The following is a 26,352-nucleotide window of genomic DNA, read 5'->3' as shown; positions in this document are numbered from 1 at the left end:
TTTATTTATTATACCAAAAACACAGCATTCCGCCGTGTTTACATGTTTATTTCACCAATTTCTTCATTTCTTCAATACGTACGACTGTCGCATCGTATTTAGCTTGGTAATCTTCTTGTTTGTCGCGTTCTTTTTGGACGACTTCTGGTTTGGCATTAGCTACGAAGCGTTCGTTGCTAAGTTTTTTACCAACCATGTCGAGTTCTTTTTGCCATTTGGCCAATTCTTTTTCAAGACGAGCCAATTCTTCTTCGACATTGAGAAGGTCTGCGAGTGGCAAGTAGATTTCTGCGCCTGTGATGATGCTTGACATAACCAAGTCAGGTACTTCTACATCCGCTGCAATTTCCAAGTGTTCTGGGTTTGTGAAGCGTTTGATGTAGTTGACATTGTCATTGAAGAAGGCATCGAGCTTGCTGTCGCTTGTCTTGATCAAGATAGTGATTGGTTTGCTTGGCGCCACATTCACTTCTGCACGTGAGTTACGTACTGAGCGAATCACGTCTTTAAGAGCTTCAACGCCGGCTGCTGCTTCTTCGTTTTCAAATTCTGGACGAACCACTGGGTATTCAGCAGTCACGATCGTTCCTTCAGAGATTTGGCCATAGATTTCTTCGGTTACGAATGGCATGATTGGGTGAAGGAGACGCAAGATTTGGTCCAAGGTGTAAAGAAGGACAGAACGAGTGATGACTTTTTCGTCCTCGTTATCGCTATAAAGCACTTCTTTAGTCAACTCAACATACCAGTCCGCAAACTCGTCCCAGATGAAGTTGTAGAGAATATGACCAGCCACACCAAACTCAAACTTATCAAAGTTTTCAGTGACTTTTCCGATAGTTTCATTGAGGTTGTGGAGAATCCAACGGTCTGTAACGTTACCTGCTTGGCCAGCAGCCACTTTGGCTACATTTTCACGCGCCGCATCCAAGGTCAAACCTTCATTGTTCATAAGGATATAGCGAGAGATGTTCCAAATCTTGTTAATGAAGTTCCAAGACGCATCCATTTTCTCGTAAGAGAAGCGCACGTCTTGACCTGGTGCAGAACCGTTTGAAAGGAACCAACGGAGGGCATCAGCACCGTATTTCTCGATAACATCCATCGGGTCAATACCGTTACCAAGTGATTTAGACATCTTACGTCCTTGCTCGTCACGGATAAGACCGTGGATAAGGACATTCTTAAATGGTTGGCGTCCTGTGAATTCCAATGATTGGAAAATCATACGAGACACCCAGAAGAAGATGATGTCGTAACCTGTTACCAAAGTTGAAGTTGGGAAGTAACGTTTGAAGTCTTCTGCTTCCACATCAGGCCAACCCATAGTTGAGAATGGCCAGAGGGCAGAACTGAACCAAGTATCCAGGACATCTTCGTCTTGTTTCCATCCGTCGCCTTCTGGTGCTTCTTCACCAACGTACATTTCACCCTCAGCATTGTACCAAGCAGGGATTTGGTGACCCCACCAGAGCTGACGAGAGATTACCCAGTCGTGGACATTTTCCATCCATTGAAGGAAGGTATCGTTGAAACGAGGTGGGTAGAAATCGACCTTGTCGTCTGTGTCTTGGTTGGCGATAGCATTTTTCGCCAATTGATCCATCTTAACGAACCATTGTGTAGACAAACGTGGCTCAACAGGCACACCTGTACGCTCTGAGTGACCAACTGAGTGAGTCATTTTCTCAATTTCAACAAGAGCACCGATTTCTTCCAATTTCTTAACAACAGCCTTACGTGCTTCAAAGCGGTCCATACCGTTGAATTCGCCAGCCAATTCATTCATGGTACCATCATCGTTCATAACATTGACTTGTGGCAAGTTATGACGTTGACCAACCAAGAAGTCATTAGGGTCGTGGGCAGGAGTGATTTTAACCACACCAGTACCAAACTCAGGGTCTGCGTGTTCGTCCCCAACGATTGGGATTGGCTTGTTCAAGATTGGCAAGATAACATTTTTACCAATCAAGTCTTTATAACGGTCATCATTTGGGTTAACCGCTACGGCAGTATCCCCAAACATAGTCTCAGGACGCGTTGTTGCTACTTCAAGGGCACGTGAACCGTCTTCCAACATGTAGTTCATGTGGTAGAAGGCACCTTCGACATCCTTGTGAATAACCTCGATATCAGAAAGGGCTGTACGAGCTTTTGGATCCCAGTTGATGATAAATTCACCACGGTAAATCCAGCCTTTTTTGTAAAGCTCTACAAAGACTTTACGAACCGCTTTTGAAAGACCTTCGTCAAGAGTGAAACGCTCACGAGAGTAGTCTACAGAGAGCCCCATCTTGCCCCATTGTTGCTTGATAGTTGACGCATACTCGTCTTTCCATTCCCAGACTTTATCAAGGAATTTTTCACGACCAAGGTCATAACGAGAGATGCCGTCTTCAGCCAAACGTGCTTCTACTTTAGCTTGAGTAGCAATCCCTGCGTGGTCCATACCTGGAAGCCAAAGTGTATCGAAACCTTGCATACGTTTTTGACGGATGATGATATCTTGCAAAGTTGTATCCCAAGCGTGACCAAGGTGAAGTTTACCAGTTACGTTTGGTGGTGGAATGACGATTGAATAAGGCTTAGCCTTTTTATCGCCAGAAGGCTTAAAAACATTCTCATCAAGCCATTTTTGGTAACGACCAGCCTCAACCTCGGCTGGATTGTATTTAGGTGAAAGTTCTTTAGACATGTGTGTGTCCTTTCTCTATTGTTTTCATTTTTTCTTGAATCTGCTTTGCGACTTCTTCTGCAGACAGATTCGTATTATCAATTTTCAGGTAGTGGTGAAGACCACTCGGTTGCTTTTGAGAATTAAGTTGATCTGTTTTATCAGTCTCTATAATTTCTCTTTCAGATACCTCAAAATTCCGTTTCAAGGGTTTGTATTTCAACCGATTCTCCGTTCGATTGCGACGTAAGCGCTCCTCAAGAGACGTTTCTAATTCAACAAAGAGAATCTCTTGATGATACTCATTTAATAAATCTTGAATATTCTTCAAATACATCAGATGGTATTGATTTGAAAAGTCAGTTACACCTGTTAAAATCACCGACCGATGATGCCTGGCGCTTGTTCCAAGAAAAGAAAAGTTAACGCTACGAACAAATTCCCACATTTCTTCCGTAAAATCCTGATAGATTTCGAGTGCGAAATCAATTGGTTGATGGTTGAAAAAGAGAGTCGCACCGGTGAGTTTCGAAAGTGCCTGACCAATGGTCATTTTCCCTGCAGCTGGAGCTCCAATGATGAAAACATGCATCAATCCACCTCCCATTCACTCTTCAGCAAGCCGTATCTCAAATCATCACAGCGATTCCCTTGGGCATCTTTGCGATCCCTTATGCGAGCTTCAAGGGTAAAACCAAGCTTTTCCGCGACTCGTTGACTTTGAAGGTTATAACCAAAGCAAGTCAGCTCAATCTTGTGAAGACTCAATTCTTTAAAAGCTAGGTCGATTAAAGCACGCGCTGCTTCTGGCACATAGCCTCGACCCCAATAGTCTGGGTGCAAAGTATAGCCAATTTCAAGCACATCATCTTCGTGGCGATGGTTGAAGTCAACAGAGCCAATAACTTTATCTGTCCCTTTGACCACAATTCCATAGCCTGCTGGGAGATTGTCCTTTTCATTGCGCTCAGGAAGGATATGCTCTAGGTAATAGATCTCATCTTCCAAGGTTTTGACGGGTGGGAAGCCTGCTGGGTAAGAGACTTCTGGAAGACTGGCGTAAGCATGGATATCCTCAGCATCCGCCACTGTACGGACTCGTAAGACCAGACGCTCGGTTTCGATTCGTTCTGGCAGTTCAGCTCTTGTCATTCTTCTTCCTCGCTTTCTTGATAAAGCTCCCCATGGAATCGACTCGGTCATCTAGATAGCGGTAAACGCGCTGATGGCCGTCCCCCATAAAGTAAGTCGGCGCAAAACGGTCATTTTTAAAATGCCCCTTATCATCTAAGAGCTCTGGATCAGCCAGTCGCTCAAGAATCTTAGCAAAGATATGGCAGATGCAATCTTCCTCAATAATCCGATCTACCTGGCAATCCAATACGACTGGACAGGCCTCCAAAATCGGAGCCTGAGTCCGTTCAGAAATCTCGTAGTCCAGTTCCAAGTGTTCCAACTTCTCTCGATGGCTGATAAAACCAGCCTGCTCCATCTCAAGCATGAGATTTTCGTCAGGGATATTCACAGTGAACTGTTGATAATGCTTAATCTGATCAGCCGCATTTTCCTCAGCACCAACTCCGATGACCAGCCAATCTCCTAGACTATAGGAAGAACTACAAGTCGTCACATTATAGCCATGTGCCTGGTCCTGGTAACCCAAGATAAAAATGGGAAAACCATAGTACAATTTGCTAGTCTCAAAAGATTGCTTCATGTCACCCTCCTTTGATAGGAACGTAGACCTCGCTTTCGCTCCGTCTGCATCAATAACTCTAAATTCACCTGCGACCTTCGGTCTTGGTTCTTTAAAAGATATAAAAAATCCCTGCCATAAACATGACAGGGACGAATGTGTATCCGCGGTACCACCCAATTTTGAGTGGCAACCACTCACAGCTTTCTTGATTCAATTTGACCATCAGCAACCAGCTTTGACATTTGTGCGGATTTCTCAGTACCACCGCTTCCTGTGACAAATGGGCTTCAAAGCACCTCTGAATGGTCTTATTCTATCACATTTTTAATCTCAAGACAAATGAAATTGTGGGGAAGATGCTATCACAATCAGTCAGACTACAGATTCCACCTTGAAACATACATACAATGTTTCCCTTTTTATTTTTCATAAGAAAAATCCCTGTCTTCCGACAAGGATTGTATCTTATTTTTCTTCCTTAGCTCTTTCTTCTTTTAGCCATTTTTCATAGCTTTCAAGTAGATTGATAGCCATTTGGGTTGCCAAGGCTAGTGAGAAGGCTTCTGTACCTTCGGTTGTTTCATCTTGAACTTCCAATTTACTTTCTTCGTAAATGGCTTTGAGAGCCTTATTGCTAAGCGTGTCTTTAAATGCTTGGAATTCTTTCATGGTCAAAGCCTCCTTGATTCTACGGCAACTTTTACAACCACTGTTACCGTTTTCACTTTAAGTTTACACCATTTCAGAGAAATTGCAAGGATTTTCCTCAATAATAAGGAGAGCTTTTCACTCTATCTGCGACCTACTGAGCAGGAGTCGCAGCCCCTGTCAGATACTCAGTCGTATAGGCTACGATAGCTCCTGAATCAGCATTTACCGCGTATTTATAACGTAGACCGCTAGCAGCATAATCAAAGCTGATATTGTAGACTTTACCGTCTCCTTCAGTCTTCAAGTCCGTTTTCAAGTTGGTCACAGAACCTTCAGCTAGGCCAGCATGGTTAAGAGCTGTTGTTTGCGCAGTTTCTTTGGATACTGCTGTCTCTTCCTTGCTTTCGCTAGGTTGAGTCTCGTCTTTAGGCTCTTCACTTTTTTGAGTATCATCCTCATCCTTAGATGTTGGATGGTCACTTTTATGTTTCAAAATAGATCCTGACTGACCGTCAATCGTATACTCAAAATGGTTGTCTGACGTTGTGAAACTAATCTCATAACTTCCGTGAAGTCCAGAACGTGCTTTCGAAACTGTTGATTGAGAAATCTCAGAAGTTTTGACACCTGCATTTTTGTAAGCAATGTCTGCCGCATCTTGTTCTGACAAGCGATAGCCCGAACCGTTAAAGATAAACAAGACTGCAGCGATGGCAACTGGGATAGCGAGCAGAAGCAGGTAGCTCACTAGCTTTTTCATTTTTCGCATAAAATTCTCCGCTATTTTAATCTAATACTACTATTATATCTTAAAGTTCTAAAATTGTCAGATAAACTTGGCTCATTTTTAGGACGACATCATAAAAAGTTCCCGATAGCTATCAGGAACTTCTACGAAATGTTACTATTTGGCCAGTTACAAAGACTAGGATGGCTATCCAGATAAAGAGGAAGCCTTTCAATTCTCCAAAGCTGACCGTCTCACCAAAAACGAGAATGGCTACGAGAAGTTGAATCGTAGGATTAAGATACTGGATGAAACCGATTAGGTTAAGCGGTGCCCTTTTGACTGCTTCCGAGAAGCAAAGCAAGGGAACAGCGGTCACCACACCTGAGATGGCTAGGAGAAACATTTCCATGCTCGAATAGGACGAAAATGATTCTGGAGAAAAGAAAATGAGATAGATGGCTACAAAAGGTAGTAGCAATCCACTTTCTACTAGCATGGCTACGTCACTGGAGAGCTTAACCCCTTTTTTGATTAAACCGTAGAAACCAAAGCTCAGGGCTAGCCCCAAAGAAACCATGGGAAGCTTTCCTGTATTGACAACAAGAACTAAGACTCCTATAAAAGCTAAGACTACTGCTGCCCACATGGTTCTGCTCAATGATTCACGAAGAAAAATGAGGGCAAACAGGATAGAAACAATAGGCATAATATAATAGCCCAGACTAGCCTGCGTCGCTTGCCCATGGCCCACAGCATAGATATAAATCAACCAGTTAGCTGCTATGAGAAAGCTGGCAAGTAGCATGCGAAACAAGGCCTTCTTATCCTGCCAAAGTCCTACAAGTTCGACTTTAAAACGTGTATTTTGTTTAGCCATTAGCGCATAACCTAGCATGGTCACTACAGTAAAGACAATCCGCCATGAGAAGGTGTTATAGGCTGAAACACCTGCTAAAAGCTTCCAAAAAAGGGATAAAAATCCCCATTGAATATAGGTTGCTAGTCCAAAAAGCAATCCTTGATTCTTTCTAGTCAACGACAACACCTGCTTTATCCACAGATAGGATGAAGGTTTCACCATCTAAACCAAGGCCATCGATAGCCGTTTTAAGAGCCTCAGCCTGATCATTTGGCGTTAAGGTCATAACTGTCGGACCAGCACCTGAGAGATAGGTTGCATAGGCACCATATTGGCCTGACAATTGCTTAATGGTCGCAAATTCCTTGACCAATTTTTGGCGGTAGCGTTCGTGGAACATGTCTCCTTGGATGGCACGTCCCGCCTTAACCAAATCACCCGCAAAAAGAGCTGCAATGGCAACATTGGCAATAGATGATGCAGCCACAGCTTCTTTATAAGACAAGTCACTTGGAAGCACCCCACGTGAATCAGACGTCTTAAGTTCATAGCTCGGAATGAAGGCAACAAAAGCACACTCTGGAAACTCTGACACAATGCTATTAACATGTTCATCCACATAAGAGGCTACAACGAGATTCCCAAAGATAGCTGGGGCAACATTGTCTGGGTGACCTTCAATCTTGGTCGCAATGTCAAGTTTATCGTCATCTGAAAGCTGCAAGTCTGCCAATTGATTGGCTAACTCAATCCCTGCGACAATAACTGAGCTTGAAGAACCTAGCCCACGCGCCAAGGGAATATCTGACGTCATCACCAATTTATGGGGCTGCAAATCAGACTTAACTTGCAAGGCTGTTGAAATGAGGAGGTTATTTTCATCTGAAGGAATATCTCCTAAATCATGTTCAATATGCCATGAATCTGCCGGTTCAAGCACCTCAATTGTCAAATATTTAGAAACGGCAACACCCACAGAATCAAAACCTGGACCAATATTGGCAGATGTTGCTGGAACAGTAATTTTCATAATAACACACCAAAAGGAGGAAAGCCATTAGCGACTTTTCTCCTTGAATACCTTTCTTATACGCACCAGTATAGGCTTATCAATTAGTTAGACAAAACTTTCAATGTGTTGACAACAGTGAAGTCTTCTGCTGCTTCAAGTTTTTCAGTAACAGCTTGGAGTTGCGTCTTAGACATAGCGTGTGTAATCACAACGATACGAGCTGTTGTGCCATTTGCCTTTTGTTGCAAGACTTGCTCAAATGAAATATCTTCTGAGTTGAAGATTTCAGACAAGTGAAGGATTTTACCTTTTTCGTCTGGCGTATCAAGGGCAAAGTAATAGTTGCTCTTAACGTCCGCTGGATTAGCCAATGGCAAGTCACGACGGAACTCGTTGAATGGTTTACCAACATTGCCATCTGAAAGACGACGAGCAATACGGATAATGTCTGCCAAAACAGATGTTGCTGTTGGTTTTTGACCAGCACCTGGTCCGTAGTACATTGATTCACCGATACCGATAGATTCAACAAAGACTGCATTCATAACATCGTTGACGCTAGCAAGTGGGTGATTTTTTGGCAAGAATGTTGGTGATACTTCTGCTGAGATACCTGACTCTACTTCACGCACATCACCAACCAATTTGATGACATAACCCAATTCTTGAGCGACAGCTACATCATCAGTAGAGATGTTTGTAATCCCCTTGTGAGTCACATCGTCGAAATCAATTGTGGCACCAAAACCAAATTGGCTAAGGATAACAGCTTTATAAGCAGCATCAATACCTTCAACGTCGTTGGTTGGATCACTTTCAGCATAACCAAGTTCTTGGGCAGTCTTAAGAGCATCCTCATATGACCAACCTTCGTCAACCATCTTAGTCATCATAAAGTTAGATGTTCCGTTGAGCACACCAAGGATACGTGTCACCTTGTCAGATGTCAAAGAATTAGCCAAAGTACGCAAAATTGGAATACCACCAGCAACAGCAGCTTCATAGTAGAAAGCCACACCCTTATCTTGGGCAAGAGAAATCAACTCTTTGCCGTGAGTAGCAATCAAGTCTTTGTTAGCAGAAACAACGTTTTTACCTGCTTCAAGTGCTTTAGTGATAAAAGTACGAGCTGGCTCGATACGACCCATCAATTCAACAACGATTTGAATCTCGTCATCGTTAAGGATTTCGTCAACATTTGTGACAAAATTGTAGTCGTTGCCTGCAGCGATAAGACGATTTTTTTCCTCGTCATCTTTAACCAAAACTTTTGCAATTTCAAGTTGGTCACGTGAGGCTGCAAGAACCTTTTCGCCATTTTCCTTCAAAAGGAAAGGAATACCGCTAGCTACTGTACCAAAGCCAAGCAATCCAATTTTAATAGACATTTACGATTTCTCCTTAAAAACATACATTTTTTTAATTGTAACATATTTCTATCGGAATTGACAGAATATTGTTGCCATTTAAGGTGCTAAGTATTCTTTTTTACTGAAAATTCTGTGCATTTCCACTCCATTTTTGTTAGAATAATAGCTAGACCTATTTGAAAGGGGATACAATGACTTCTCAAAAGAAAAAATCAACTAACGCTAACAGAAAGAAACTGAACCTTCTTCTGCTTTTACTAAATCTAGTCCTCCTTGGCTTACTGGCAGTTTTTATGTTAAACCGCCCAAGCCAGTCTGGAAATAGCCAAAAAGGAACCCAGACAAGCCAATCTACGAGTACAGCTAAATGGAAAACCTATGACGAGCCTGTCCAAATCCCTATCCTGATGTATCATGCCGTACACGTCATGGATCCATCTGAAGCTTCTAACGCCAACCTTATCGTTGACCCAGACCTCTTCGAGGCACAAATCAAGGCCTTGGCCAAGGCAGGCTACTATTTCCTAACGCCTGAAGAAGCCTATAAAGCCTTCACCGAAAATGCCTTGCCTGCTAAGAAGGTTGTCTGGCTGACCTTTGATGACGGTAACGAAGATTTCTATACGATTGCCTATCCGATTCTCAAAAAATACAAGGCTAAGGCGACCAACAATGTCATCACTGGCTTTGTTAAGAAGGGAAATGCTGGAAATCTTACCGTCAAGCAGATGAAAGAAATGATGGCGCACGGCATGAGCTTCCAGTCTCATACGGTTAACCACCCCGATTTGTCAGCCACTGACAAGGCAACACAAAAGGTTGAATTAACGGATTCTATCGACTTCCTTGAAAACAAGCTCAATACCAAGGTCAATACCATTGCCTACCCATCAGGTCGCTACAATCAAACGACACTGGACCTAGCTAAGAAAACATACAAGTTAGGACTGACAACTAACGAAGGGCTAGCTAGTGCCAAGGATGGTCTCCTCTCACTTAATCGTGTCCGTATTCTGCCAACAACAACAGCTAAAGGACTTCTCAGCGAGATTGCTACTGACAATAAGTAAAAGAAATCACTTGATTCTTGAATCAAGTGATTTTTATGTTCTAGTCAAATATTTCTGATAGGATAGCCACACCCTTTTCGATTTCAGCATCACTTAGGGTGATTGGTGGCAAAAGACGAATCACGTTTGTCCCTGCAGTTAAGACAATTAACCCCTTATCTCTAGCCGCCTGAACCAATTCTCCCAGATTGCCAGTGGTCTCTATACCAATCATATAACCCAAGCCACGCACAGTGGTAACCGTCTCTTTATCAGATAAAGCTGCCTGCAATTTTTCTTGTAGCTTGTTTCCATTTTTAAGAGCAGTATCCAGAAAACCTGGAGCCAACATAACTTCAAGCGTAGCCTTGGCCGCCGCCATAGCCAGTTTATTTCCTCCAAAGGTAGAGCCGTGACTTCCGTAAGAAAAAGCCCCTCCAAGAGATGACTTGGCAAGCATAGCACCAACTGGTACCCCATTGGCCAAACCTTTGGCCAATGTAAAGATATCTGGTTCAATATCGTAGTGCTCATAAGCATAAAGCTTACCAGTACGACCAATTCCTGTCTGAACCTCATCTACAATGAGATAAATACCTGTCTCCTTACAAAAATCAGACAAAGCCTTAACGAAGTCCTTATCCGCAGGTTGCACACCTGATTCCCCTTGAACCAACTCTAGCATAATAGCTGCAGTTTCTTCACTAGCTAGGGTCTTAACGCTGTCGATATCGTTAAAAACGGCATAGCTAAAGTGGGGCACACCTTCACCAAAACCTTGTTTGATTTTATCCTGACCAGTGGCAGACATAGATCCAAACGTTCGACCATGGAAGGAATTTTGGAAGGTAATGATTTCTTGTTTACCTGAAGCCTTACGGGCAATTTTGATGGCTGCCTCATTGGCCTCTGCACCACTGTTACAGAAAAAGGCCAGATAGTCCTTATCACCAATTAAAAGGTCAGCAACATCTTCTTGCAACTGATTGTGATAGAGATTAGGCTGGTGCAAAATCTTGCCCACCTGCTCTGTCAAAGCCTGATTGACATGGGGATGGTAGCCCAGATTGGTTACCCCAATACCTGATGAAAAATCCAAGTAGGTCTTGCCAGTTGTATCTATCAAATAATTGCCCTGAGCCGAAGCAAAATCAATCGCTGCCCGTTTATAATTTGAAAATAGTTTTGTCATCTCTTACTCCTTGATTATGGTACCATCTGTTAGGTTATCACCAATAATGACCTGCTCGACACCAGCTTGAACTGTCTGAACAGCACTTTGAATTTTAGGAATCATGCCTCCAGTTATCACACCTGAATCTATTTTTTTCTGAACGTCCACAAAGTTCAGATGTTCCAAAACCTGACCATTTTCTAAAACGCCCTTGACATCTGTCATAAGGATAAGTTTTTTGGCACCTAGACTAATCGCCACAGCTCTGGCAAGGTAATCGGCATTGATATTGAGCAAATCCCCCTGCTCACTATAACCTAGGCTAGGAATCAAGGGAAGTTTGCCTTGAGATAGGAGGCTCACTAGGGTTTGATTAGTGATGTTTTTGACTTCACCCACAAAACCATAGGTCTCTTGATCTAAGAAATCAGCATGGACAAGGTCTGGCAATTCATCTACAAGCTGATAGGCTGGCAAACCTGCAGTTGTCAGCTCATCTGCTAAGTTTTTCCCAACTATGTCAACCAAGGCTTCTTTGATCAAGGCCATATCTGACTGACCCGTCACACGAAGACCATTGACCTTGTGAATTGGAATATGATTCTCCTCCATCAGCTGATTAATAGCAAAACCGCCCCCATGGACAATAACAATTTTTTGACCAGCCTGCTGCCATTCTGACAGTTTAGCCAATATCTCAGGAGTTAGCTGCTTACTGGCTACTCCACCAATCTTGATTACAATATATTCAGTAGTCATCAGTTAACTCCTTTGTCATAGATAACTTAAGTATGGTAGAGGGCATTAATCTTAACGTAATCGTAGGAAAGATCACACCCCCATGCAGTTCCTTTTTCATGTCCAGCATGAAGATCTACCGTTATAGTGACTTCATCATCATGCATGATGTCTTTCATTTCTTCATCATCAAAGGAAACAGGACTAGAGACCAACATAACTGGCAGACCGCCAAGCATAATATCAACATTATCCACAGGGACATCCACACCAGCATAGCCAACAGCGGCCAAAATACGTCCCCAGTTAGGATCTTCACCAAAGATAGCTGTTTTAACCAGGCTTGAACCAACAACAGATTTGGCCATCATACGTGCATCAAGGGCATTAGGGGCATTGACTACATCAACTTGGATGAGTTTATTGGCACCTTCACCGTCCTTGGCAATTTTCTTAGCCAACTCTTGCATCACGAAATTCAACATCTTCGAAAATTTATCGAACTCTGGTGTATCTGGCAGAATCTCTTCATTGAGGGTACAGCCATTTGACATAACAAGAACCATATCATTAGTCGAAGTATCCCCATCAACCGTAATCTGATTAAAGGTCTTTTCCACATTTTGGCTCAAGGCCAATTGAAGGGTATCACTAGAAATATTAGCATCACAAGTGATAAATCCTAGCATGGTCGCCATATTAGGGTGAATCATGCCTGAGCCCTTAGCGACACCAGCCATAGTAACCACATCACGTCCGAAGGTCTCCGTCACAGCAATAGTCTTAGTCGCTGTATCAGTCGTCAAAATCGCCTTGGCAAAATCATCAGCATTCCCATTAACCACTATCTTGGAAAGACCATTTTTCAAGGTATCCATTGGTAGCAACTCACCGATAATCCCTGTAGAAGCTACACCAACCAAGTCTGGTTCAACACCTAGCTTTTCAGCGGTCCACTCCTGCATGGTGTAAGCATCCTCCAAACCTTGAGTCCCTGTACAAGAATTGGCCACACCTGAGTTAACAACGATAGCTTTCATTTTTCCAGCCTTTTTAACTGAGGTCTTGGTCACAATTAGAGGAGCTGCTATCACCTTATTGGTCGTGTAAACACCTGCAACACTAGCTGGTTTTTCAGAGACAATCCAACCAAAGTCCATTTTTCTCTTTTTAAATCCTGCATGTAGCCCATCTGCTGAGAATCCCAGCGGACTAGCAATCGTTCCATCGATGACTTTCATATTTTTTCTCCTAACTCTATGCTTACATCTACAAGTATGACGGTGTCATAAGTAAACCTTCTGTCTCATCCCACCCCTGCATGAAGTTGAGATTTTGAACCGCTTGACCAGCAGCACCCTTGATCAAATTATCAATGACCGAAATAACTGTCAGAACATTGGTTTTCTCATTATAGGCAAAGCCAATATCTGTAAAATTCGATCCAATAACGTTGTGTAGTTCTGGCAAACTGTCTTGCACACGTACAAAGGGTTTATCATCATAAGCCTTCGTGAATGCTGAAGCTACATCAGCTACAGTCACGTCCTTCTTCAACTTACAATAAACCGTAGCCATGATTCCACGATTAACTGGTAACAGCGACGTTGAAAACTGAATCTCAGGCATTTCCGGATTAAAGACCTGCAAGGTTTGAACAATCTCAGGAATATGCTGATGATGATTGAGTTTATAAGTCACGTAATTATCGTGAACATTGACAAAATGACTAGACTCACTCAAAGCCTTACCTGCACCAGTTAAACCAGACTTAGCATCCACAATGACACTTTCCGTCTCAATCAAACTAACTGCCACCAAAGGAATCAAGGCTAACTCTGTCGCTGTCGCATAGCATCCAGGATTGGCAATAAATTTCTTATCCTTCACATCTGCATATTCTGATAACGCGTATGTAAATTTATTCAAAACATTCTGCTTAGCAGGTGATTTTTTATACCATTCTTGATAAACATCTGCTGGCAAGCGATGATCGCCAGACAAATCAATAATAGGAAAATCAGCCAGAACAAATTCCTCTGCTAGCGAGCTAGCGACTCCTGAAGGTGTGGCAAAGAAAACCAAATCTGCCTGTTTCATAATCTTTTCCGCATCATAAGCTTCAATATCTAAGTCACAAACACCTGTCAGATAGGGATACACATCAGACAATCGTCGGCCCACTTCCTTGGTTGCGTGAATAGAAACAAGTTCCACTTTTTTATGATTATTCAAAATTTTAACTAACTCTAAACCACTATAACCAGTGATACCAACGATTGAAACTTTCATTTATGCACTCCTTTTGAATAAATATGTAACCAGTTTATTGCATTTTTATTCATTTGTCAAGAGGGGAATGTAATTAATACGAAAAAACAAGCAGTCTTTTTCAACTACTTGTTTTCATAATTGCTATCTAGTTATTAAATAAATGCAAGTTGGCGATACGATTGACCGCTTCTACCAGACGCTCTGGCTCTACCAAAAGCCCAATACGAACATAAGCATCACCCGCAGGACCAAATCCTTTACCTGGTGCCACAGCAACATGGACCTTCTCAAGCAAAAGATCCGCAAAACTCTCACTGGTGTACCCCTCTGGCACAGGCATCCAAGCATAGAAAGAACCTCTGGATGGAAAGGCCTGCCAGCCAATCTTAGCAGCTGCCTGGACAAAAGCATCTCGACGGCTATCATAAGTCGCATTCAGTTGAGCAACAGCCTCCTCAGATTTAGGGTCTAAGAGAGCTGCAATCCCAGCCTCCTGCAAGGCAGGAAAGATTCCCACAAAAAGATGGTCTTGAATCAGATTTAAGGCTTCAATCATCTGGTCATTCCCAGCTGCAAAGGCCAAACGCCAACCAGCCATATTGAAGGTTTTCGAGAAAGTATAGAACTCAATGCCCACATCTTTAGCACCAGGCGTTGATAAAAAGCTAGGATTCTCATAGCCCTGATAACCCAAAGCTCCGTAAGCCAAATCACTCACCACTCCTACTTCGTAGGTCTTCGCCCAAGCAACTAACTTTTCATAAAAAGCCTTAGTCGCCACAGCCCCCGTCGGATTATTCGGATAATTGATATAGATAAACTTAGCGCGGCGAGCTGTCTCCTCTGGAATGGCATCCAAATCTGGCAAGAAATCATTTTCAGCGGTCAAAGGAAAGGTTTCATAGGTCACACGGCCTAAACTCACTCCTGACAAGTAATCTGGATAACCTGGGTCAGGCAAGAGCAGGAGGTCACCAGGATTCATCAAAGCTAGAGGCAATTCCACTAGTCCAATTTTAGCTCCACCCATGACACAAATCTCACGCTCTGCATCCAAATTGACCCCATAATGTTTTTCGTAAAAACTAGCAGCTGCTTCCTTAAAGGGACGATTGCCTCGAAACTGTGAATACTTATGGCTAGCAGGATTTTTCGCTGAGACGCACAGCGCCTCAACAATATGGTCATAGGTCGGTTGGTCGGGATTGCCTTGACCAAGATTGATAACATCTGCTCCTTCCGCCACCTTGGCATTAACCTTAGCAACCAAACCTGCAAAAAACTGTTCTGGCAATGCCTTCAATAAGTCCGATTCTTCAAATAACATAAACGCTCCTTAATGATACAAGTCCGTGCGACGATCCTCAAAAACAGGAATCTGACCTCGAACCTTATCTACCTCTTTAAGATTAATATCGGCCGTAAAAATGCCCTCCTCATGCTCCTTGGATTGTAAGACCACATTTCCAAGTGGATCGATAACCATAGAATGCCCTGAAAAGACATCGTCTGGTCCTGTTCCGACACGATTAACAGCAACTACAAAAGCTTGATTTTCAACCGCACGCGACTTTAACAAAATCTCCCATTGCTGCACACGAGGTTCCGGCCACTGCGCTACCACAAAAAGCACCTTGGCCCCTTGTGCCATCTGTGTCCGCACCCATTCAGGAAAACGTATATCATAACAAATGACACTAGCAGCTGTCACACCATCAAGCTCAAATATAGACTCCGAAGACCCAGAAGACATGTACTGGTCCTCTGCCATGAGGCCAAAGAGATGGACCTTGCTATAAGTATTGATTAGGTCCCCAGACTTATTGTAGACGTAGGTCGTGTTGTAGAATTTGCCGTCCTTCTCAATAGCAACAGACCCTCCGATAATAGCCACAGCATGTTTCCTAGCAAAATGAGACAAGAGTTCTTGAGAGTCCAAACCTTCCTTGTCTGCAAGCCCATCCAGTTCATCTAAAGCATAGCCTGTATTCCACATTTCAGGAAGCACAATGACATCAGAATTTTCGCCAAGGGCACTTTCCAACATTTCTTTCACGTGCTTTTTATTTTCCGTAGGTTGTCCGTGAGCAACATCCATCTGTACCAATGCGATTTTCATAGTAACCTCGATTCTATATTAACCATTATAGCACTCCAAAAGACGTCACAAAAATTGAAAAATTCAATCTCATGATAAAGAAAGGCTATCAAAAAAGGCTGGACACATTGTCCAACCTGATTCATTACTTTATTAAGCAATATCAACATAACGACGAGCACCGCTCACTGTCATGTATGAGAGCCATGTGTGACCATCGGCTGTCAAAACTTTGTCATAGTTAACACTCATGCCTTTGTCATAGTAGGCCAACTCTGGACTTGAAACCTTAGCTTCTGCCTTGATTGACGCGCGACCTGTGAAAGAATAACGCCCTGATTCTGGGAGACTTGGTTTTGCGGCTGGTTGACTTGCTTCTGGCTTAGCTGCTGCAATATCAACATAACGACGAGCACCACTTGTTGTCACATATGAAAGCCATTGACGGCCATCAGCTGTCAAAACTTTGTCATAGTTAGCAGTCATACCTTTGTCATAGTAGGCCAACTCTGGGCTTGAAACCTTAGCTTCTGCCTTAATTGATGCACGACCTGTGAAAGTATAAGTGCCTGATTCTGGGAGACTTGGTTTATCCGCTGGCTTAGCAACCGGTTTGACTTCTGGCTTAGCCTCTTCTTTGACTGCTGCAATGTCAACATAACGACGAGCACCACTTGAGGTCACGTATGAAAGCCATTGACGGCCATCGGCTGTGAGAACCTTATCGTAGTTTACACTCATACCCTTGTCATAGTAGGCTAATTCTGGGCTTGAAACTTTAGCTTCTGCCTTGATTGACGCACGACCTGTGAAGGTATAAGTGCCTGATTCTGGGAGATTTGGTTTATCCGCTGGCTTAGCAACCGGTTTAACTTCTGGTTTAGTTTCTGTCGCTTTAACTGTTGCAATATCAACGTAACGACGGGCACCGCTTGCTGTCACATATGAAAGCCATTGATGACCATCGGCTGTCAAAACCTTGTCATAGTTAACGCTCATACCTTTGTCATAGTAGGCCAACTCAGGGCTTGAAACCTTAGCTTCCGCCTTGATTGACGCACGACCTGTAAAGGTATAAGTTCCTGTCGCTGGAAGGTTGATAGCACCTGTAGTGGCTGGTTTGCTTTCAGCAGGTTTGCTGCTAGCAGCATAATCGCCACCTTCGATACCGAAGTATTCTTCCAAACTCAAACCTGAATCGTGAATATCTTTAGCTTCTTTACCCACATAGCGGATGTGCCATGCTTCTGGCATGTAACCAGTTGACGCTTCTTTACCTGCTTGGAAACGCACGATAAAGCCATAGTTATGTGCATTGTCTTTAAGCCATTGACTAGCACGTGAATCTTCAAGCAAATTACCAGATTTGTCAGTCAAGTCAAAGACCAATCCAGTTTGGTGTTCGCTATATCCAGGACGAGCTGAGTAACGGTCCGCAGCTGCTTGACCATCACGGCTAACATAGTTGTCGTAAAGAGTCTTTTGATAGTCATAAGAACGGAATCCACTATATGAACGTCCAACATTCAAACCTTGGTTAATCATATCGTCACGAAGACGAACAAAAGCTGCCTTAGCTGTAGGATTTTCACCTGGGTTATAGTCCTTAGAAAGACCATGTTTCTTATTGACAATGATAATGTCATCGTATTTACCACGAACACTGTAGTAAGAACCGTTATTTGTCAATTTTCCAGTCACTTGAGATTCAGTGGCTTGAGGCACTGTAGCTTTAGTTTCTGTAATATAAGTTCTCTTACCATTCAACATATAGTAAAGATGCACAGAATATGTACCAGTATCGCCCTTATGACTAGCTGTGTCTACATGAACCTTATAGCTTCCATCTGACTGTTTATCGGCATGATACCAAGTAAGGTCGTCTTGGCCATTCTTATCTGACCAAATTGGGACACGCACTTCTTTAACTTCTTTACCACCACCTGAAACATTGGTTACGACAACATCGAACCCATTAGACGTTTGGTTGTTAATGGTCAATTTCCCTGTTACTTGAGATTCCGTAGATTGAGGGACTGTAGCTTTAGTTTCTGTAATATAAGTTCTCTTACCATTCAACATATAGTAAAGATGCACAGAATATGTACCAGCATCACCCTTATGGCTAGCTGTATCTACATGAACCTTGTAACTTCCGTCTGATTGTTTGTCAGCATGATACCATGTGAGGTCATCTTGACCATTCTTATCTGACCAGATTGGGACACGCACTTCTTTAACTTCTTTGCCGCCACCAGAAACATTGGTTACGACTACATCAAAGCCATTAGACGTTTGGTTGCTGATGGTCAATTTTCCAGTCACTTGAGATTCAACAGATTGAGGGACTGTAGCTTTAGTTTCTGTGATATAGGTTCTCTTACCGTCCAACATATAGTAAAGATGGACAGAATATGTACCAGCATCCCCCTTATGACTGGCTGTGTCTACATGAACCTTGTAGCTTCCATCTGACTGTTTATCAGCATGATACCATGTAAGGTCATCTTGACCATCCTTATCTGACCAAATTGGGACACGGACTTCTTTAACTTCTTTGCCACCACCTGAAACATTAATAACGACTACATCAAAGCCATTAGAGGTTTGATTGTTGATGGTAAGGTTACCAGAAACACGATTTTCTTGTGGCTTAGACTCAGTAGTTTTCAAGGTCGCAATATCCACATAACGACGTGTACCACTATAACTAATGTAAGAAATCCATTGGTGGTTGTCTGCAGTCAATACCTTGTCATAGTTCACTTTGTAGCCTTTTTCCAAGGTATAAAGCGTTTCTGCAGAAGCTTTAGGTTCGTTTTTGACATTCAAGCTACGTGTCACATTATAAGTACCACTTGCTGGAAGCTTTTCAGCACCAGTAACTTCTGGTTTTGCTTGATTAGTTTCTGTTGGTTTAACAGTTGGTGTTTCAGCTTTTGCAGGTGTCAAAGTCGCAATATCTGCATAGTAGCGAACATAGTCATAACCAAGGTAAGAAATCCATTGGTGATTATCAGCTGTCAAAACTTTATCATAGATGACATGGTCACCCTTACCGAAAACAAAAGTAGGTTTGAGGTCTGCTTTTGGTTCTTTCTTAATATCTGTGTCACGTGTAAAGTAGTAAGTTCCTGTCGCTGGAATATCCAAAGCACCTGTTGTGGCTTGAGCACCACTAGAAGGTTTGCCATCCCCATTACCACTATTACCGTTACCACTACCAGCTGCCACTGGTTTCACTGGCGCATAACGACGCACACCAGAGTATGATTTGTAGCTAATCCATTGGTAGCCATCAGCTGTCACGACTTGATCGTAAAGGACGCTATCCCCTGGATTTACATAAAATTCAGCCTTGGCAGATACCTTAGGTTGATTCTTAACCTCTGTACGTTCCTTGTAGACATAAGTTCCTTGGCTTGGAAGGTCGCTGTCTGTAGTTGTAGCTGGTTGGCTCACCAAACTAGTATTGACAGCTGCTCTCGTTAAGGCAGATACATCAAGGTTAGTGGCTTTTTCAGATGAAGCATTTGTAGTACTTGTTGCTTCTGAGCTGGCAGCTGTTGATTCAGAAGTTTTATCTGTTGCTTGTGAGGTACTAGTACTCACTTCACTTGCAACCTCGCTAGTAGCAGTTTCACTAACGGTTTGGCTAGTTGTTGAGACTTGACTAGCTTTCTCACTTGACGCTGCCCCATCTGTTGCTACGCCACTGAAAATATCAGCTGCTGTCACAGCATCACTATCTGAGGTAGCACGCAAAGTGGCATCTGAAAATGTTGAAACCTCATGATGCTCATCAGCCAAAGCTTGACCTGCAAAGACCAAACTAGCTCCTAAAAGAACTGATGCTGCCCCAAATGAATATTTACGAATGGAAAAACGTTGTTGTTCGTGTAAAAATTTTTCTCGTTTCATATTATTATTTCTCTCTATCGAATTGATGTTACTGGTTGATTGTAACACTCAGTGACAAATATTACAAGTGTTTTACAGAATATTACTAAATATTTCTCACTTGACCATTAGTATACCAAATTTATTTGACTTGTTCACACCTAAATCATAAACTGTCCATTTTTTGTCATAATCGAAAGCCGAAGCAAGCCATACTTATTTATTCGTAATTTTGTTAGGAAAAAGAGAGCGATACATAAAAAACATGATAACGTTATGCGAGTTATCATGTTTTCTTTTTAATCATTTATCAATGTCCTACATCTGAATATGAAATATAATAACGTTGGCCATTCTTAACAAAACTATACCAGTTTCCATCAGGTAAAATTTCATATTTATCCCAGTCAACATCTCCGGCAGGAAGTGTAGAAACTGCTCCGCTATCTTTATCTGGAGCAGCATATACAGGTGTTTCCTCATCAAGTGTCAATGTCCCAGAAGTTGCTGTCCATGCACCTCGACCACCTTCAACTCCTCCAACTTGAGAAGCTGGTGTTGTAGATTCAGCCACTTGTCCACCATCTGTAGTTCCTGCTTGAGCTTGAGAAGAAGCTTTAGGTGATACTGCTGAAGCCTGATTGTCATTTTCTTCATTTGAAACTTCTGAAGATGATGATTGAGCTGATTTCTTATCCTTCTTAACAGCTTTACTTGAGCTTGAAGATGATTTCTTGACCGTCTTGGCTGGGCTACTACTTGTGCTAACACGCGCCGACTCATGACTATTAAACTTAGTCACTAAGAAGACAGCGAGGATAACTACAATTAGAGCTGATAGGATACCAATGAGTTTACTTGTATTTTTCATGAGTGAGATTCCTTTTCTGATAATTTACGAGGTTATTATAATATATAGAAAGATAAATTTTTCATTGAAGTCATAAACAGTCGTTTTTTCGTCATAATCAAACCACATCTTCTATTTTTAGCGTCTGTTTAAAACGATAGTCTTTAGATTGTGTTGACAAAGAACAATTAGGGTACTTCCCTAAAATCTCTCGAACAGTGGACAGACCTATACCACGTCCCTCTCCTTTACTTGAGCGGCCAAGTTTAAAGATACCGACTGTATTGATAGATTCTTGAGCAATGGTATTCTCCACTATTACTACCTTTGTCTCTCCACTGATAAGAGCAACGTTCACTTGTTTAGTACTGCTATCCAAACTAGCCTCAATAGCATTATCCAAGAAGATGGAGAGCACTGTTATGAAATCCAACAATTCCATCCTTGATACTTCAAAGACGTCGCTGACCTCAAGATGAACGGTAATAGACTGTCCCTGTGCTTCCAAGATTTTACTAGCCAAGACACCTTTAACGGCTTCATCTTTAATATTAATCAGGTTGGCAATTTCGTACTGTTTTCCCTCAATCCGAGTCTTTGTTTTTTCAAGGATATTATCGTAGATATCGGAAATGATAGCTATATCTTTGGAGTCAATGCCATATTTGATACTAGACAAAACATTTAGGTAATCATGCCTAAATCGACGAAGATCAGTATAGAGTCTCTCGATTTGTTGACTATAATGAGCCAAATCACTCATTTGCCTATCTTTTTGGAGTAGGACTTCTTCTTTTAGCCTCTCACTGAAGGTCGCATTGATATAAACAAGGGTCGCAAGAAAGAGTAAAGCATAAGTCACCACGAGATAAACATGCCAATCTCTTCCTCCAGGGCTCTGTTGCACAAAAAAGGTAATATATTGGAGAAGGAGGGCATAAGATAACATTGATATATCTATAAGCAATAAAAAGTACTTTGAAAATGACTTTCTAAAACCATAGTTCAATGCTTTGAAATCTACTTTTAAGGTCTTAATGATTAACCAAAACACAGGAAAGACTAGCAACTCAATGACAAGGTTTAAATGGAAATGGTTAAGTACTATCATATAATGACGATTGATGACTAAGGCAATCCCATAAATAATAAGATTGTGAACAAGACTTTCTATGACGATTGGAAACAAGCCATAGAAAATATCTAATAACCTATTGCCATAACGATTTCTGTAGAAGGAATAAACAACCAAGAAGGCATGCCCTAAAACATAGGATAGGGCTGGAGAAAGCACAAACAAAAATCGGATAATCAAGGGGATGATGATATACCATCTTAACTTTATCTTCTCGGAGGTAATGTATTGATAAATGAGAATAAAGAGGATAATCTCCGCTAAAAAGTCTAGATTATCCAACACAAAATTAATCGCTGTCATCGTCCAATTCTCTCAATCAATCTCTTTAGTTTCAATTTTGAAACATAGCAAACGCCACCATTTTCAAAATAGACCGTCCCCGTACTTTTATCTAATTTGATGATATTTTCTGGATTAACTAGGAAGGACTTATGACATTTAAACAGTCTAGGGTCACTCTTTTCGATTTGTGAGAGACTGCCATAAAACTCAATCTGCTCCTCTTTAGTATAAAGGATAACCTTATGAACAATATCTGACGTCTCAAAGTACAAGATATCATGAAAGGGAACCTGAATAACGGTCTTTACATTCTCAATCCGAAAAGCATCTTCTGGATTCTGACTCTGTATCTTTTTGCAGGTTAATAAGATAATACTTTCCACACGCTTTTGAAAGTCCTTCCCCTCCAAAGACTTATCAATAAAATCTAGAGCTGCCAATTGGTATTGAAAAGTTAAGGGCAGATACTCTGAATGGGTCGTGAAGAAAACAATATTGGCATAGGGGTCATTCTTGCGAATCTGCTTAGCCACTTCCAAACCTTTTTTAGTATCGTCTTTAATTTGAATGTCCAAGAAAAAGAGCTGATGAGACCCCCGTTCGGTAATAGACTCTAACAGTTGATTGGGTTTGTCAAAAACCTCAAAGTCACCCACTTTAATGTTATTTTTCTTAAGAATCGTATGAATAACCTCTTCAATACGATTTTGTTGGATAAAATGATCCTCTAAAACATAGATGTTAAGCATGGCATAACTCCTTCAGAATTGTAATAAAAATCACTATAGGTAGATATCTCTACTCCATAAAGGATTTAATCTTACTCTATCTAAAATGAAAGATATCTGTCTTTTTATTTATTTTATGATAAATTGTAAAATATAGTGCAACAAAAAAACTCATAGCGTTTCATTGGTGTAAACTGTAAGTAACCACACAAAAGAACCCGAGGAAAAACTATGAGCTACTCCCATCTTACCATAACCGACCGAATAACGATAGAAACCTACTTAGAATTAGGATTGAAACCTTGCCAAATTGCAAGTAAACTTGGCGTCCATAAGTTTACCATTTCAAGAGAGTTAAAACGATGTCAAAATGGTTATTCTGCAGCCTTAGCACAGGAACAGTACGACCACAAGGCTAAACAAAAAGGTCGAAAATCTCGTTTGACACCAGAGTTAAAAAAGGAAATGGAGAACTGTTTAAAATCCTCCTGGTCGCCTGAACAGATTTATGGCCGCTATCAGCTTGAACAAAAGCCAATGGTAGCTTTTAAAACTATCTATAACTGACTCTATACTGGTTTGATTGATCTGGATTTAAGCGTCCTTCGTCGTAAAGGGAAGACTCGACAACCCAAAGAAACACGTGGGACATTTAGGATTGGCACGTCGATTGCCAAACGTCCTAAAGAGGTCAGGAATCGTGAGACCTTTGGTCACTGGGAGCTCGATACTGTGGTATCTTCCAGAGGCAAAAGCAAGGGCTGTTTAGCGACCTTCCTAGAGCGGAAAACTCGCTTTTACTTAGTTTTCAAGATACCAAATAGAACAGCCAAATCCATGTTTTCAGCCATCGAACAACTCTGTAATCTATTTCCAAAAGAGGCTCTTAAAACCTTCACTTCAGACAGGGAAAAGAGTTTGCCTGCTATCCTCTAGTAGAGAACTTAGGAATTTCCTTTTTCTTTGCGGACGCCTATACATCTTGGCAGAGAGGAAGCAATGAAAACGCAAATGGCTTACTAAGAGAATATTTCCCAAAGAAAACAGATTTAGCCGCTATCTGTGAGGAGGATTTGAACAAGGCTTTATTCATCAATCACGAAAATATTTAGCTTAGAAAACTGCTTGTGAAGCTCTAATAGAAGAGTTCGAGTAAATGTTGCACTCATTCATGCAATTTATCTTTACTTAAAGCCTTGATAGACTTGACAAATGGTGGAAAAGAGCCGAATAAATCAGTTATGAGTGCTAATTGCAAAGATTTTGAAATAATTATTATCAATATGCTTACTTTATGAACTTCATAGAATTCAAGATTACGATATTCAAGCATAGGTGTTATCACTATTTTTTATAGGAATAATTAATTTAACCATAGCCCCTTTTTCCTTATTTTGCAGTTGTATATCACCAGAATGAATGCTCATTACTTGTTTTACAAATGCCAAACCTATTCCAAAATGTTCAAACTGTGAATTTCTACTAGTGTCTTCTCGATAAAATAATTTTCCAAAATTTTTTAAAACATCATCAGAAAATTTAGAACCATTATTCCAAATACTTAAGGCAATACTACCATCTTCTAACTCAAAGATAACTCTGATTCTCTTTTTAGAATCGTCTGCATAAGCCATTGCATTATTAACAATATTTGCCACCGAACGGATTATTAAATCTAAATCCAATTCAATATTACAGTCTCGGTCTATCTTCGAATTATACTTGTAGTCAATGTTATCTCCAATAAGGTATTCACACTCTTGTTCCAGTATTTTGGATAAATTACTAATACGATACTGATGGAAAGAAATCTGATAAGAGTAAAAAGTTTTAGAGTAGTTGATTAACTGATTAAAATAGCTATCTAATTGGTTACTTGCTCTCTCAATGTCTTTAAGACATTGAACATCAACACCTGATAAAGGTGCCAATTGCAACAATTCCGAGTTTCCTTTAATTACAGTCAAAGGTGTCTTCAAGTCATGTGCCATCGCTGAAACTTTAAAGAGAATATCCTCCTTTTGGTCTTTCTCTACCTGAATCATATTTTTAATTCTTTGTTGCATTAATTCAATGTGTTTATTTGTTTCTATGAATTCAAGAATTGTTAAATTCGATGAATTGTTTACAGAGGTTAGCCACATGCTACCATGATAAACAATCTCCATTTCTTGCTTTACTCTTGTTAACAAAGCTTTAATATTAATAGAAACTATAATAATCAAAGATATACAAATATAAACCCATGAAAAAACATTAAATAATAGCCCTAACAAGCCACTAGCGATTGACTGATTTTCTGAATGAATATCAATAGAAATAGTCGATATAGGAAAAATATAGGCTACTATTACATTCAAACAAAATTGTTTAACAATTGTCCACTGCGTCTTTTTTACTAAAGCCTTAAAATCTAATTTTCGTTCCAACTATATCCGCCTCCCCACTGTGTCTTGATCGGATTAATTGAAAAGGGTTTTAATTTTGAACGAATTTGATAAATATACTCTGCAATAGAACGAAATTGTGCATCTGATTCCGACGGATATATTCTCTCATAGAGCTCCTCAACGGAATATACTCTCTTCGGGTTGCTTGCTAAAGTATATAAAATTGTAAATTCTCGCTTTGTCAATGATATAGTCTCTTCTTCAATTAAGATTTCTTGATTGCTGACATTAATTATCAAATTCTTTGTACATATTTCTTTATTATTTTTACGAGTTCTTTCCTCCCTTTGGATATGCATCCTAACACGAGCAACTAATTCTGTAATACTAAATGGTTTTTTTATATAATCATCCGCACCAGCCTTTACCCCGCTAGCCAAATCACTATCCAATTGCTTGGCTGTTACGAAAATTATCGGTACATCGATTTGTTCTCGAATGGATTTACAAATTTCTAAACCACCAATCGGCATCATAATATCTAATAAAATTAAATCAAAGCCAATAAATGAACAAATATCTATGTTACCTACTTCTCTCCTCGTCGTAACTTCAAACTCTGAGCGTTCTAAAGAATTCTTTATCAAACGAAGAATGCTTTCATCATCATCAATTGCTAATATTCGATATACTTTTTTTTCTTTCATAACTAAATATTATCACAAAATACAAA

The 26,352-nt window shown here is 41.0% G+C and carries 24 protein-coding genes; 3 read left to right on the top strand and 21 right to left on the bottom strand.

Annotated features, from left to right (window positions below; all coding sequences use genetic code 11):
• Positions 1–46: 46 nt before the first annotated feature.
• From HMPREF2979_RS01970 to HMPREF2979_RS01925, 9 genes are all read right to left on the bottom strand, one after another.
• Entirely contained in the window at positions 47–2,698 is a 2,652-nt protein-coding gene (locus tag HMPREF2979_RS01970) for a valine--tRNA ligase (protein WP_070654880.1), read from the bottom strand.
• On the bottom strand, positions 2,691–3,269 hold the full coding sequence (locus HMPREF2979_RS01965; RefSeq protein ID WP_070654878.1) for an AAA family ATPase: 579 nt from the start codon (positions 3,267–3,269) through the stop codon (positions 2,691–2,693). The genes HMPREF2979_RS01970 and HMPREF2979_RS01965 overlap by 8 nt, the downstream gene beginning before the upstream one ends.
• Positions 3,269–3,829: a GNAT family N-acetyltransferase gene (locus HMPREF2979_RS01960; RefSeq protein WP_070654876.1), complete on the bottom strand. Its 561-nt coding sequence runs from the start codon at positions 3,827–3,829 to the stop codon at positions 3,269–3,271. Before HMPREF2979_RS01960 ends, HMPREF2979_RS01965 begins: the two co-directional genes overlap by 1 nt.
• The gene (locus HMPREF2979_RS01955; RefSeq protein WP_070654874.1) at positions 3,816–4,394 is read right to left on the bottom strand and encodes a flavin reductase family protein; all 579 of its coding nucleotides are present in this window, start codon (positions 4,392–4,394) and stop codon (positions 3,816–3,818) included. The genes HMPREF2979_RS01960 and HMPREF2979_RS01955 overlap by 14 nt, the downstream gene beginning before the upstream one ends.
• A 447-nt stretch (positions 4,395–4,841) precedes the next feature.
• Positions 4,842–5,045: a hypothetical protein gene (locus HMPREF2979_RS01945; protein ID WP_002886082.1), complete on the bottom strand. Its 204-nt coding sequence runs from the start codon at positions 5,043–5,045 to the stop codon at positions 4,842–4,844.
• Between the two features lie 133 nt (positions 5,046–5,178).
• Positions 5,179–5,796, bottom strand: coding sequence for a PepSY domain-containing protein (locus HMPREF2979_RS01940; protein ID WP_070654870.1), 618 nt, complete (start codon positions 5,794–5,796; stop codon positions 5,179–5,181).
• A 112-nt stretch (positions 5,797–5,908) separates the two neighbouring features.
• Complete coding sequence (gene rarD, locus HMPREF2979_RS01935) at positions 5,909–6,793, bottom strand: EamA family transporter RarD (protein ID WP_070654869.1); 885 nt, start codon at positions 6,791–6,793, stop codon at positions 5,909–5,911.
• Entirely contained in the window at positions 6,786–7,646 is an 861-nt protein-coding gene (gene thrB / locus HMPREF2979_RS01930; RefSeq protein ID WP_070654867.1) for a homoserine kinase, read from the bottom strand. Before thrB ends, rarD begins: the two co-directional genes overlap by 8 nt.
• Before the next feature lie 83 nt (positions 7,647–7,729).
• Positions 7,730–9,016: a homoserine dehydrogenase gene (locus HMPREF2979_RS01925; protein ID WP_070654865.1), complete on the bottom strand. Its 1,287-nt coding sequence runs from the start codon at positions 9,014–9,016 to the stop codon at positions 7,730–7,732.
• Between the two features lie 173 nt (positions 9,017–9,189).
• On the opposite strand from HMPREF2979_RS01925, the gene HMPREF2979_RS01920 reads away from it, so the two are divergent.
• A complete protein-coding gene (locus HMPREF2979_RS01920) occupies positions 9,190–10,068 on the top strand; it encodes a polysaccharide deacetylase family protein (RefSeq protein WP_070654863.1) in 879 nt (292 codons plus the stop codon).
• Positions 10,069–10,108: 40 nt separating this feature from the next.
• On the opposite strand, the gene HMPREF2979_RS01915 is transcribed toward HMPREF2979_RS01920, so the two are convergent.
• From HMPREF2979_RS01915 to HMPREF2979_RS01870, 10 genes are all read right to left on the bottom strand, one after another.
• Positions 10,109–11,239, bottom strand: a complete 1,131-nt coding sequence (locus HMPREF2979_RS01915; protein WP_070654861.1) for an acetylornithine transaminase — start codon at positions 11,237–11,239, stop codon at positions 10,109–10,111.
• A 3-nt stretch (positions 11,240–11,242) separates the two neighbouring features.
• Positions 11,243–11,980, bottom strand: coding sequence for an acetylglutamate kinase (gene argB, locus HMPREF2979_RS01910; RefSeq protein WP_070654859.1), 738 nt, complete (start codon positions 11,978–11,980; stop codon positions 11,243–11,245).
• A 26-nt stretch (positions 11,981–12,006) separates the two neighbouring features.
• Positions 12,007–13,200, bottom strand: coding sequence for a bifunctional ornithine acetyltransferase/N-acetylglutamate synthase (gene argJ / locus HMPREF2979_RS01905; protein WP_070654857.1), 1,194 nt, complete (start codon positions 13,198–13,200; stop codon positions 12,007–12,009).
• Between the two features lie 28 nt (positions 13,201–13,228).
• Entirely contained in the window at positions 13,229–14,251 is a 1,023-nt protein-coding gene (gene argC / locus HMPREF2979_RS01900; RefSeq protein ID WP_070654855.1) for an N-acetyl-gamma-glutamyl-phosphate reductase, read from the bottom strand.
• Positions 14,252–14,378: 127 nt separating this feature from the next.
• Positions 14,379–15,560: a pyridoxal phosphate-dependent aminotransferase gene (locus HMPREF2979_RS01895; protein ID WP_070654853.1), complete on the bottom strand. Its 1,182-nt coding sequence runs from the start codon at positions 15,558–15,560 to the stop codon at positions 14,379–14,381.
• Positions 15,561–15,569: 9 nt separating this feature from the next.
• The gene (locus HMPREF2979_RS01890) at positions 15,570–16,352 is read right to left on the bottom strand and encodes a carbon-nitrogen family hydrolase (RefSeq protein ID WP_070654851.1); all 783 of its coding nucleotides are present in this window, start codon (positions 16,350–16,352) and stop codon (positions 15,570–15,572) included.
• 132 nt (positions 16,353–16,484) lie between these two features.
• Positions 16,485–20,252 (bottom strand): LD-carboxypeptidase LdcB/DacB, encoded by a 3,768-nt coding sequence (ldcB, locus tag HMPREF2979_RS01885; RefSeq protein WP_070654849.1) that lies wholly within the window; start codon positions 20,250–20,252, stop codon positions 16,485–16,487.
• Between the two features lie 289 nt (positions 20,253–20,541).
• Complete coding sequence (locus HMPREF2979_RS01880; RefSeq protein WP_070654847.1) at positions 20,542–21,102, bottom strand: transcriptional regulator; 561 nt, start codon at positions 21,100–21,102, stop codon at positions 20,542–20,544.
• Between the two features lie 97 nt (positions 21,103–21,199).
• On the bottom strand, positions 21,200–22,519 hold the full coding sequence (locus HMPREF2979_RS01875; RefSeq protein ID WP_070654845.1) for a sensor histidine kinase: 1,320 nt from the start codon (positions 22,517–22,519) through the stop codon (positions 21,200–21,202).
• Entirely contained in the window at positions 22,516–23,250 is a 735-nt protein-coding gene (locus HMPREF2979_RS01870; RefSeq protein ID WP_070654843.1) for a response regulator transcription factor, read from the bottom strand. Before HMPREF2979_RS01870 ends, HMPREF2979_RS01875 begins: the two co-directional genes overlap by 4 nt.
• 210 nt (positions 23,251–23,460) lie before the next feature.
• Between HMPREF2979_RS01870 and HMPREF2979_RS10595 the strand changes: the two genes are divergently transcribed.
• Together HMPREF2979_RS10595 and HMPREF2979_RS10590 are read left to right on the top strand one after the other, a co-directional pair.
• The gene (locus tag HMPREF2979_RS10595; RefSeq protein ID WP_398584214.1) at positions 23,461–23,796 is read left to right on the top strand and encodes a helix-turn-helix domain-containing protein; all 336 of its coding nucleotides are present in this window, start codon (positions 23,461–23,463) and stop codon (positions 23,794–23,796) included.
• Positions 23,797–23,808: 12 nt separating this feature from the next.
• The gene (locus tag HMPREF2979_RS10590) at positions 23,809–24,165 is read left to right on the top strand and encodes an IS30 family transposase (RefSeq protein ID WP_398584213.1); all 357 of its coding nucleotides are present in this window, start codon (positions 23,809–23,811) and stop codon (positions 24,163–24,165) included.
• Positions 24,166–24,554: 389 nt separating this feature from the next.
• Here the strand turns inward: HMPREF2979_RS10590 and HMPREF2979_RS01860 are convergent, their stop codons facing one another.
• Both HMPREF2979_RS01860 and HMPREF2979_RS01855 read right to left on the bottom strand, forming a co-directional pair.
• A complete protein-coding gene (locus tag HMPREF2979_RS01860) occupies positions 24,555–25,658 on the bottom strand; it encodes a sensor histidine kinase (RefSeq protein ID WP_070654841.1) in 1,104 nt (367 codons plus the stop codon).
• Complete coding sequence (locus HMPREF2979_RS01855; protein ID WP_070654839.1) at positions 25,643–26,326, bottom strand: response regulator transcription factor; 684 nt, start codon at positions 26,324–26,326, stop codon at positions 25,643–25,645. The genes HMPREF2979_RS01860 and HMPREF2979_RS01855 overlap by 16 nt, the downstream gene beginning before the upstream one ends.
• Between the last annotated feature and the right edge of the window lie 26 nt (positions 26,327–26,352).

It is taken from the genome of Streptococcus sp. HMSC078H12 (assembly GCF_001814615.1).
Lineage (GTDB): Bacteria > Bacillota > Bacilli > Lactobacillales > Streptococcaceae > Streptococcus > Streptococcus salivarius_F.
Note: the sequence above shows the minus strand (reverse complement) of the source record. Positions and strands in the feature narration are given on the sequence as shown.

Coding starts and splice junctions, on each gene's coding strand:
- HMPREF2979_RS01970 (WP_070654880.1), bottom strand. CDS start 2,698: ATGTCTAAAGAACTTTCACCTAAATACAATCCAGCCGAGGTTGAGGCT.
- HMPREF2979_RS01965 (WP_070654878.1), bottom strand. CDS start 3,269: ATGCATGTTTTCATCATTGGAGCTCCAGCTGCAGGGAAAATGACCATT.
- HMPREF2979_RS01960 (WP_070654876.1), bottom strand. CDS start 3,829: ATGACAAGAGCTGAACTGCCAGAACGAATCGAAACCGAGCGTCTGGTC.
- HMPREF2979_RS01955 (WP_070654874.1), bottom strand. CDS start 4,394: ATGAAGCAATCTTTTGAGACTAGCAAATTGTACTATGGTTTTCCCATT.
- HMPREF2979_RS01945 (WP_002886082.1), bottom strand. CDS start 5,045: ATGAAAGAATTCCAAGCATTTAAAGACACGCTTAGCAATAAGGCTCTC.
- HMPREF2979_RS01940 (WP_070654870.1), bottom strand. CDS start 5,796: ATGCGAAAAATGAAAAAGCTAGTGAGCTACCTGCTTCTGCTCGCTATC.
- thrB (WP_070654867.1), bottom strand. CDS start 7,646: ATGAAAATTACTGTTCCAGCAACATCTGCCAATATTGGTCCAGGTTTT.
- HMPREF2979_RS01925 (WP_070654865.1), bottom strand. CDS start 9,016: ATGTCTATTAAAATTGGATTGCTTGGCTTTGGTACAGTAGCTAGCGGT.
- HMPREF2979_RS01920 (WP_070654863.1), top strand. CDS start 9,190: ATGACTTCTCAAAAGAAAAAATCAACTAACGCTAACAGAAAGAAACTG.
- HMPREF2979_RS01915 (WP_070654861.1), bottom strand. CDS start 11,239: ATGACAAAACTATTTTCAAATTATAAACGGGCAGCGATTGATTTTGCT.
- argB (WP_070654859.1), bottom strand. CDS start 11,980: ATGACTACTGAATATATTGTAATCAAGATTGGTGGAGTAGCCAGTAAG.
- argJ (WP_070654857.1), bottom strand. CDS start 13,200: ATGAAAGTCATCGATGGAACGATTGCTAGTCCGCTGGGATTCTCAGCA.
- argC (WP_070654855.1), bottom strand. CDS start 14,251: ATGAAAGTTTCAATCGTTGGTATCACTGGTTATAGTGGTTTAGAGTTA.
- HMPREF2979_RS01895 (WP_070654853.1), bottom strand. CDS start 15,560: ATGTTATTTGAAGAATCGGACTTATTGAAGGCATTGCCAGAACAGTTT.
- HMPREF2979_RS01890 (WP_070654851.1), bottom strand. CDS start 16,352: ATGAAAATCGCATTGGTACAGATGGATGTTGCTCACGGACAACCTACG.
- ldcB (WP_070654849.1), bottom strand. CDS start 20,252: ATGAAACGAGAAAAATTTTTACACGAACAACAACGTTTTTCCATTCGT.
- HMPREF2979_RS01880 (WP_070654847.1), bottom strand. CDS start 21,102: ATGAAAAATACAAGTAAACTCATTGGTATCCTATCAGCTCTAATTGTA.
- HMPREF2979_RS01875 (WP_070654845.1), bottom strand. CDS start 22,519: ATGACAGCGATTAATTTTGTGTTGGATAATCTAGACTTTTTAGCGGAG.
- HMPREF2979_RS01870 (WP_070654843.1), bottom strand. CDS start 23,250: ATGCTTAACATCTATGTTTTAGAGGATCATTTTATCCAACAAAATCGT.
- HMPREF2979_RS10595 (WP_398584214.1), top strand. CDS start 23,461: ATGAGCTACTCCCATCTTACCATAACCGACCGAATAACGATAGAAACC.
- HMPREF2979_RS01855 (WP_070654839.1), bottom strand. CDS start 26,326: ATGAAAGAAAAAAAAGTATATCGAATATTAGCAATTGATGATGATGAA.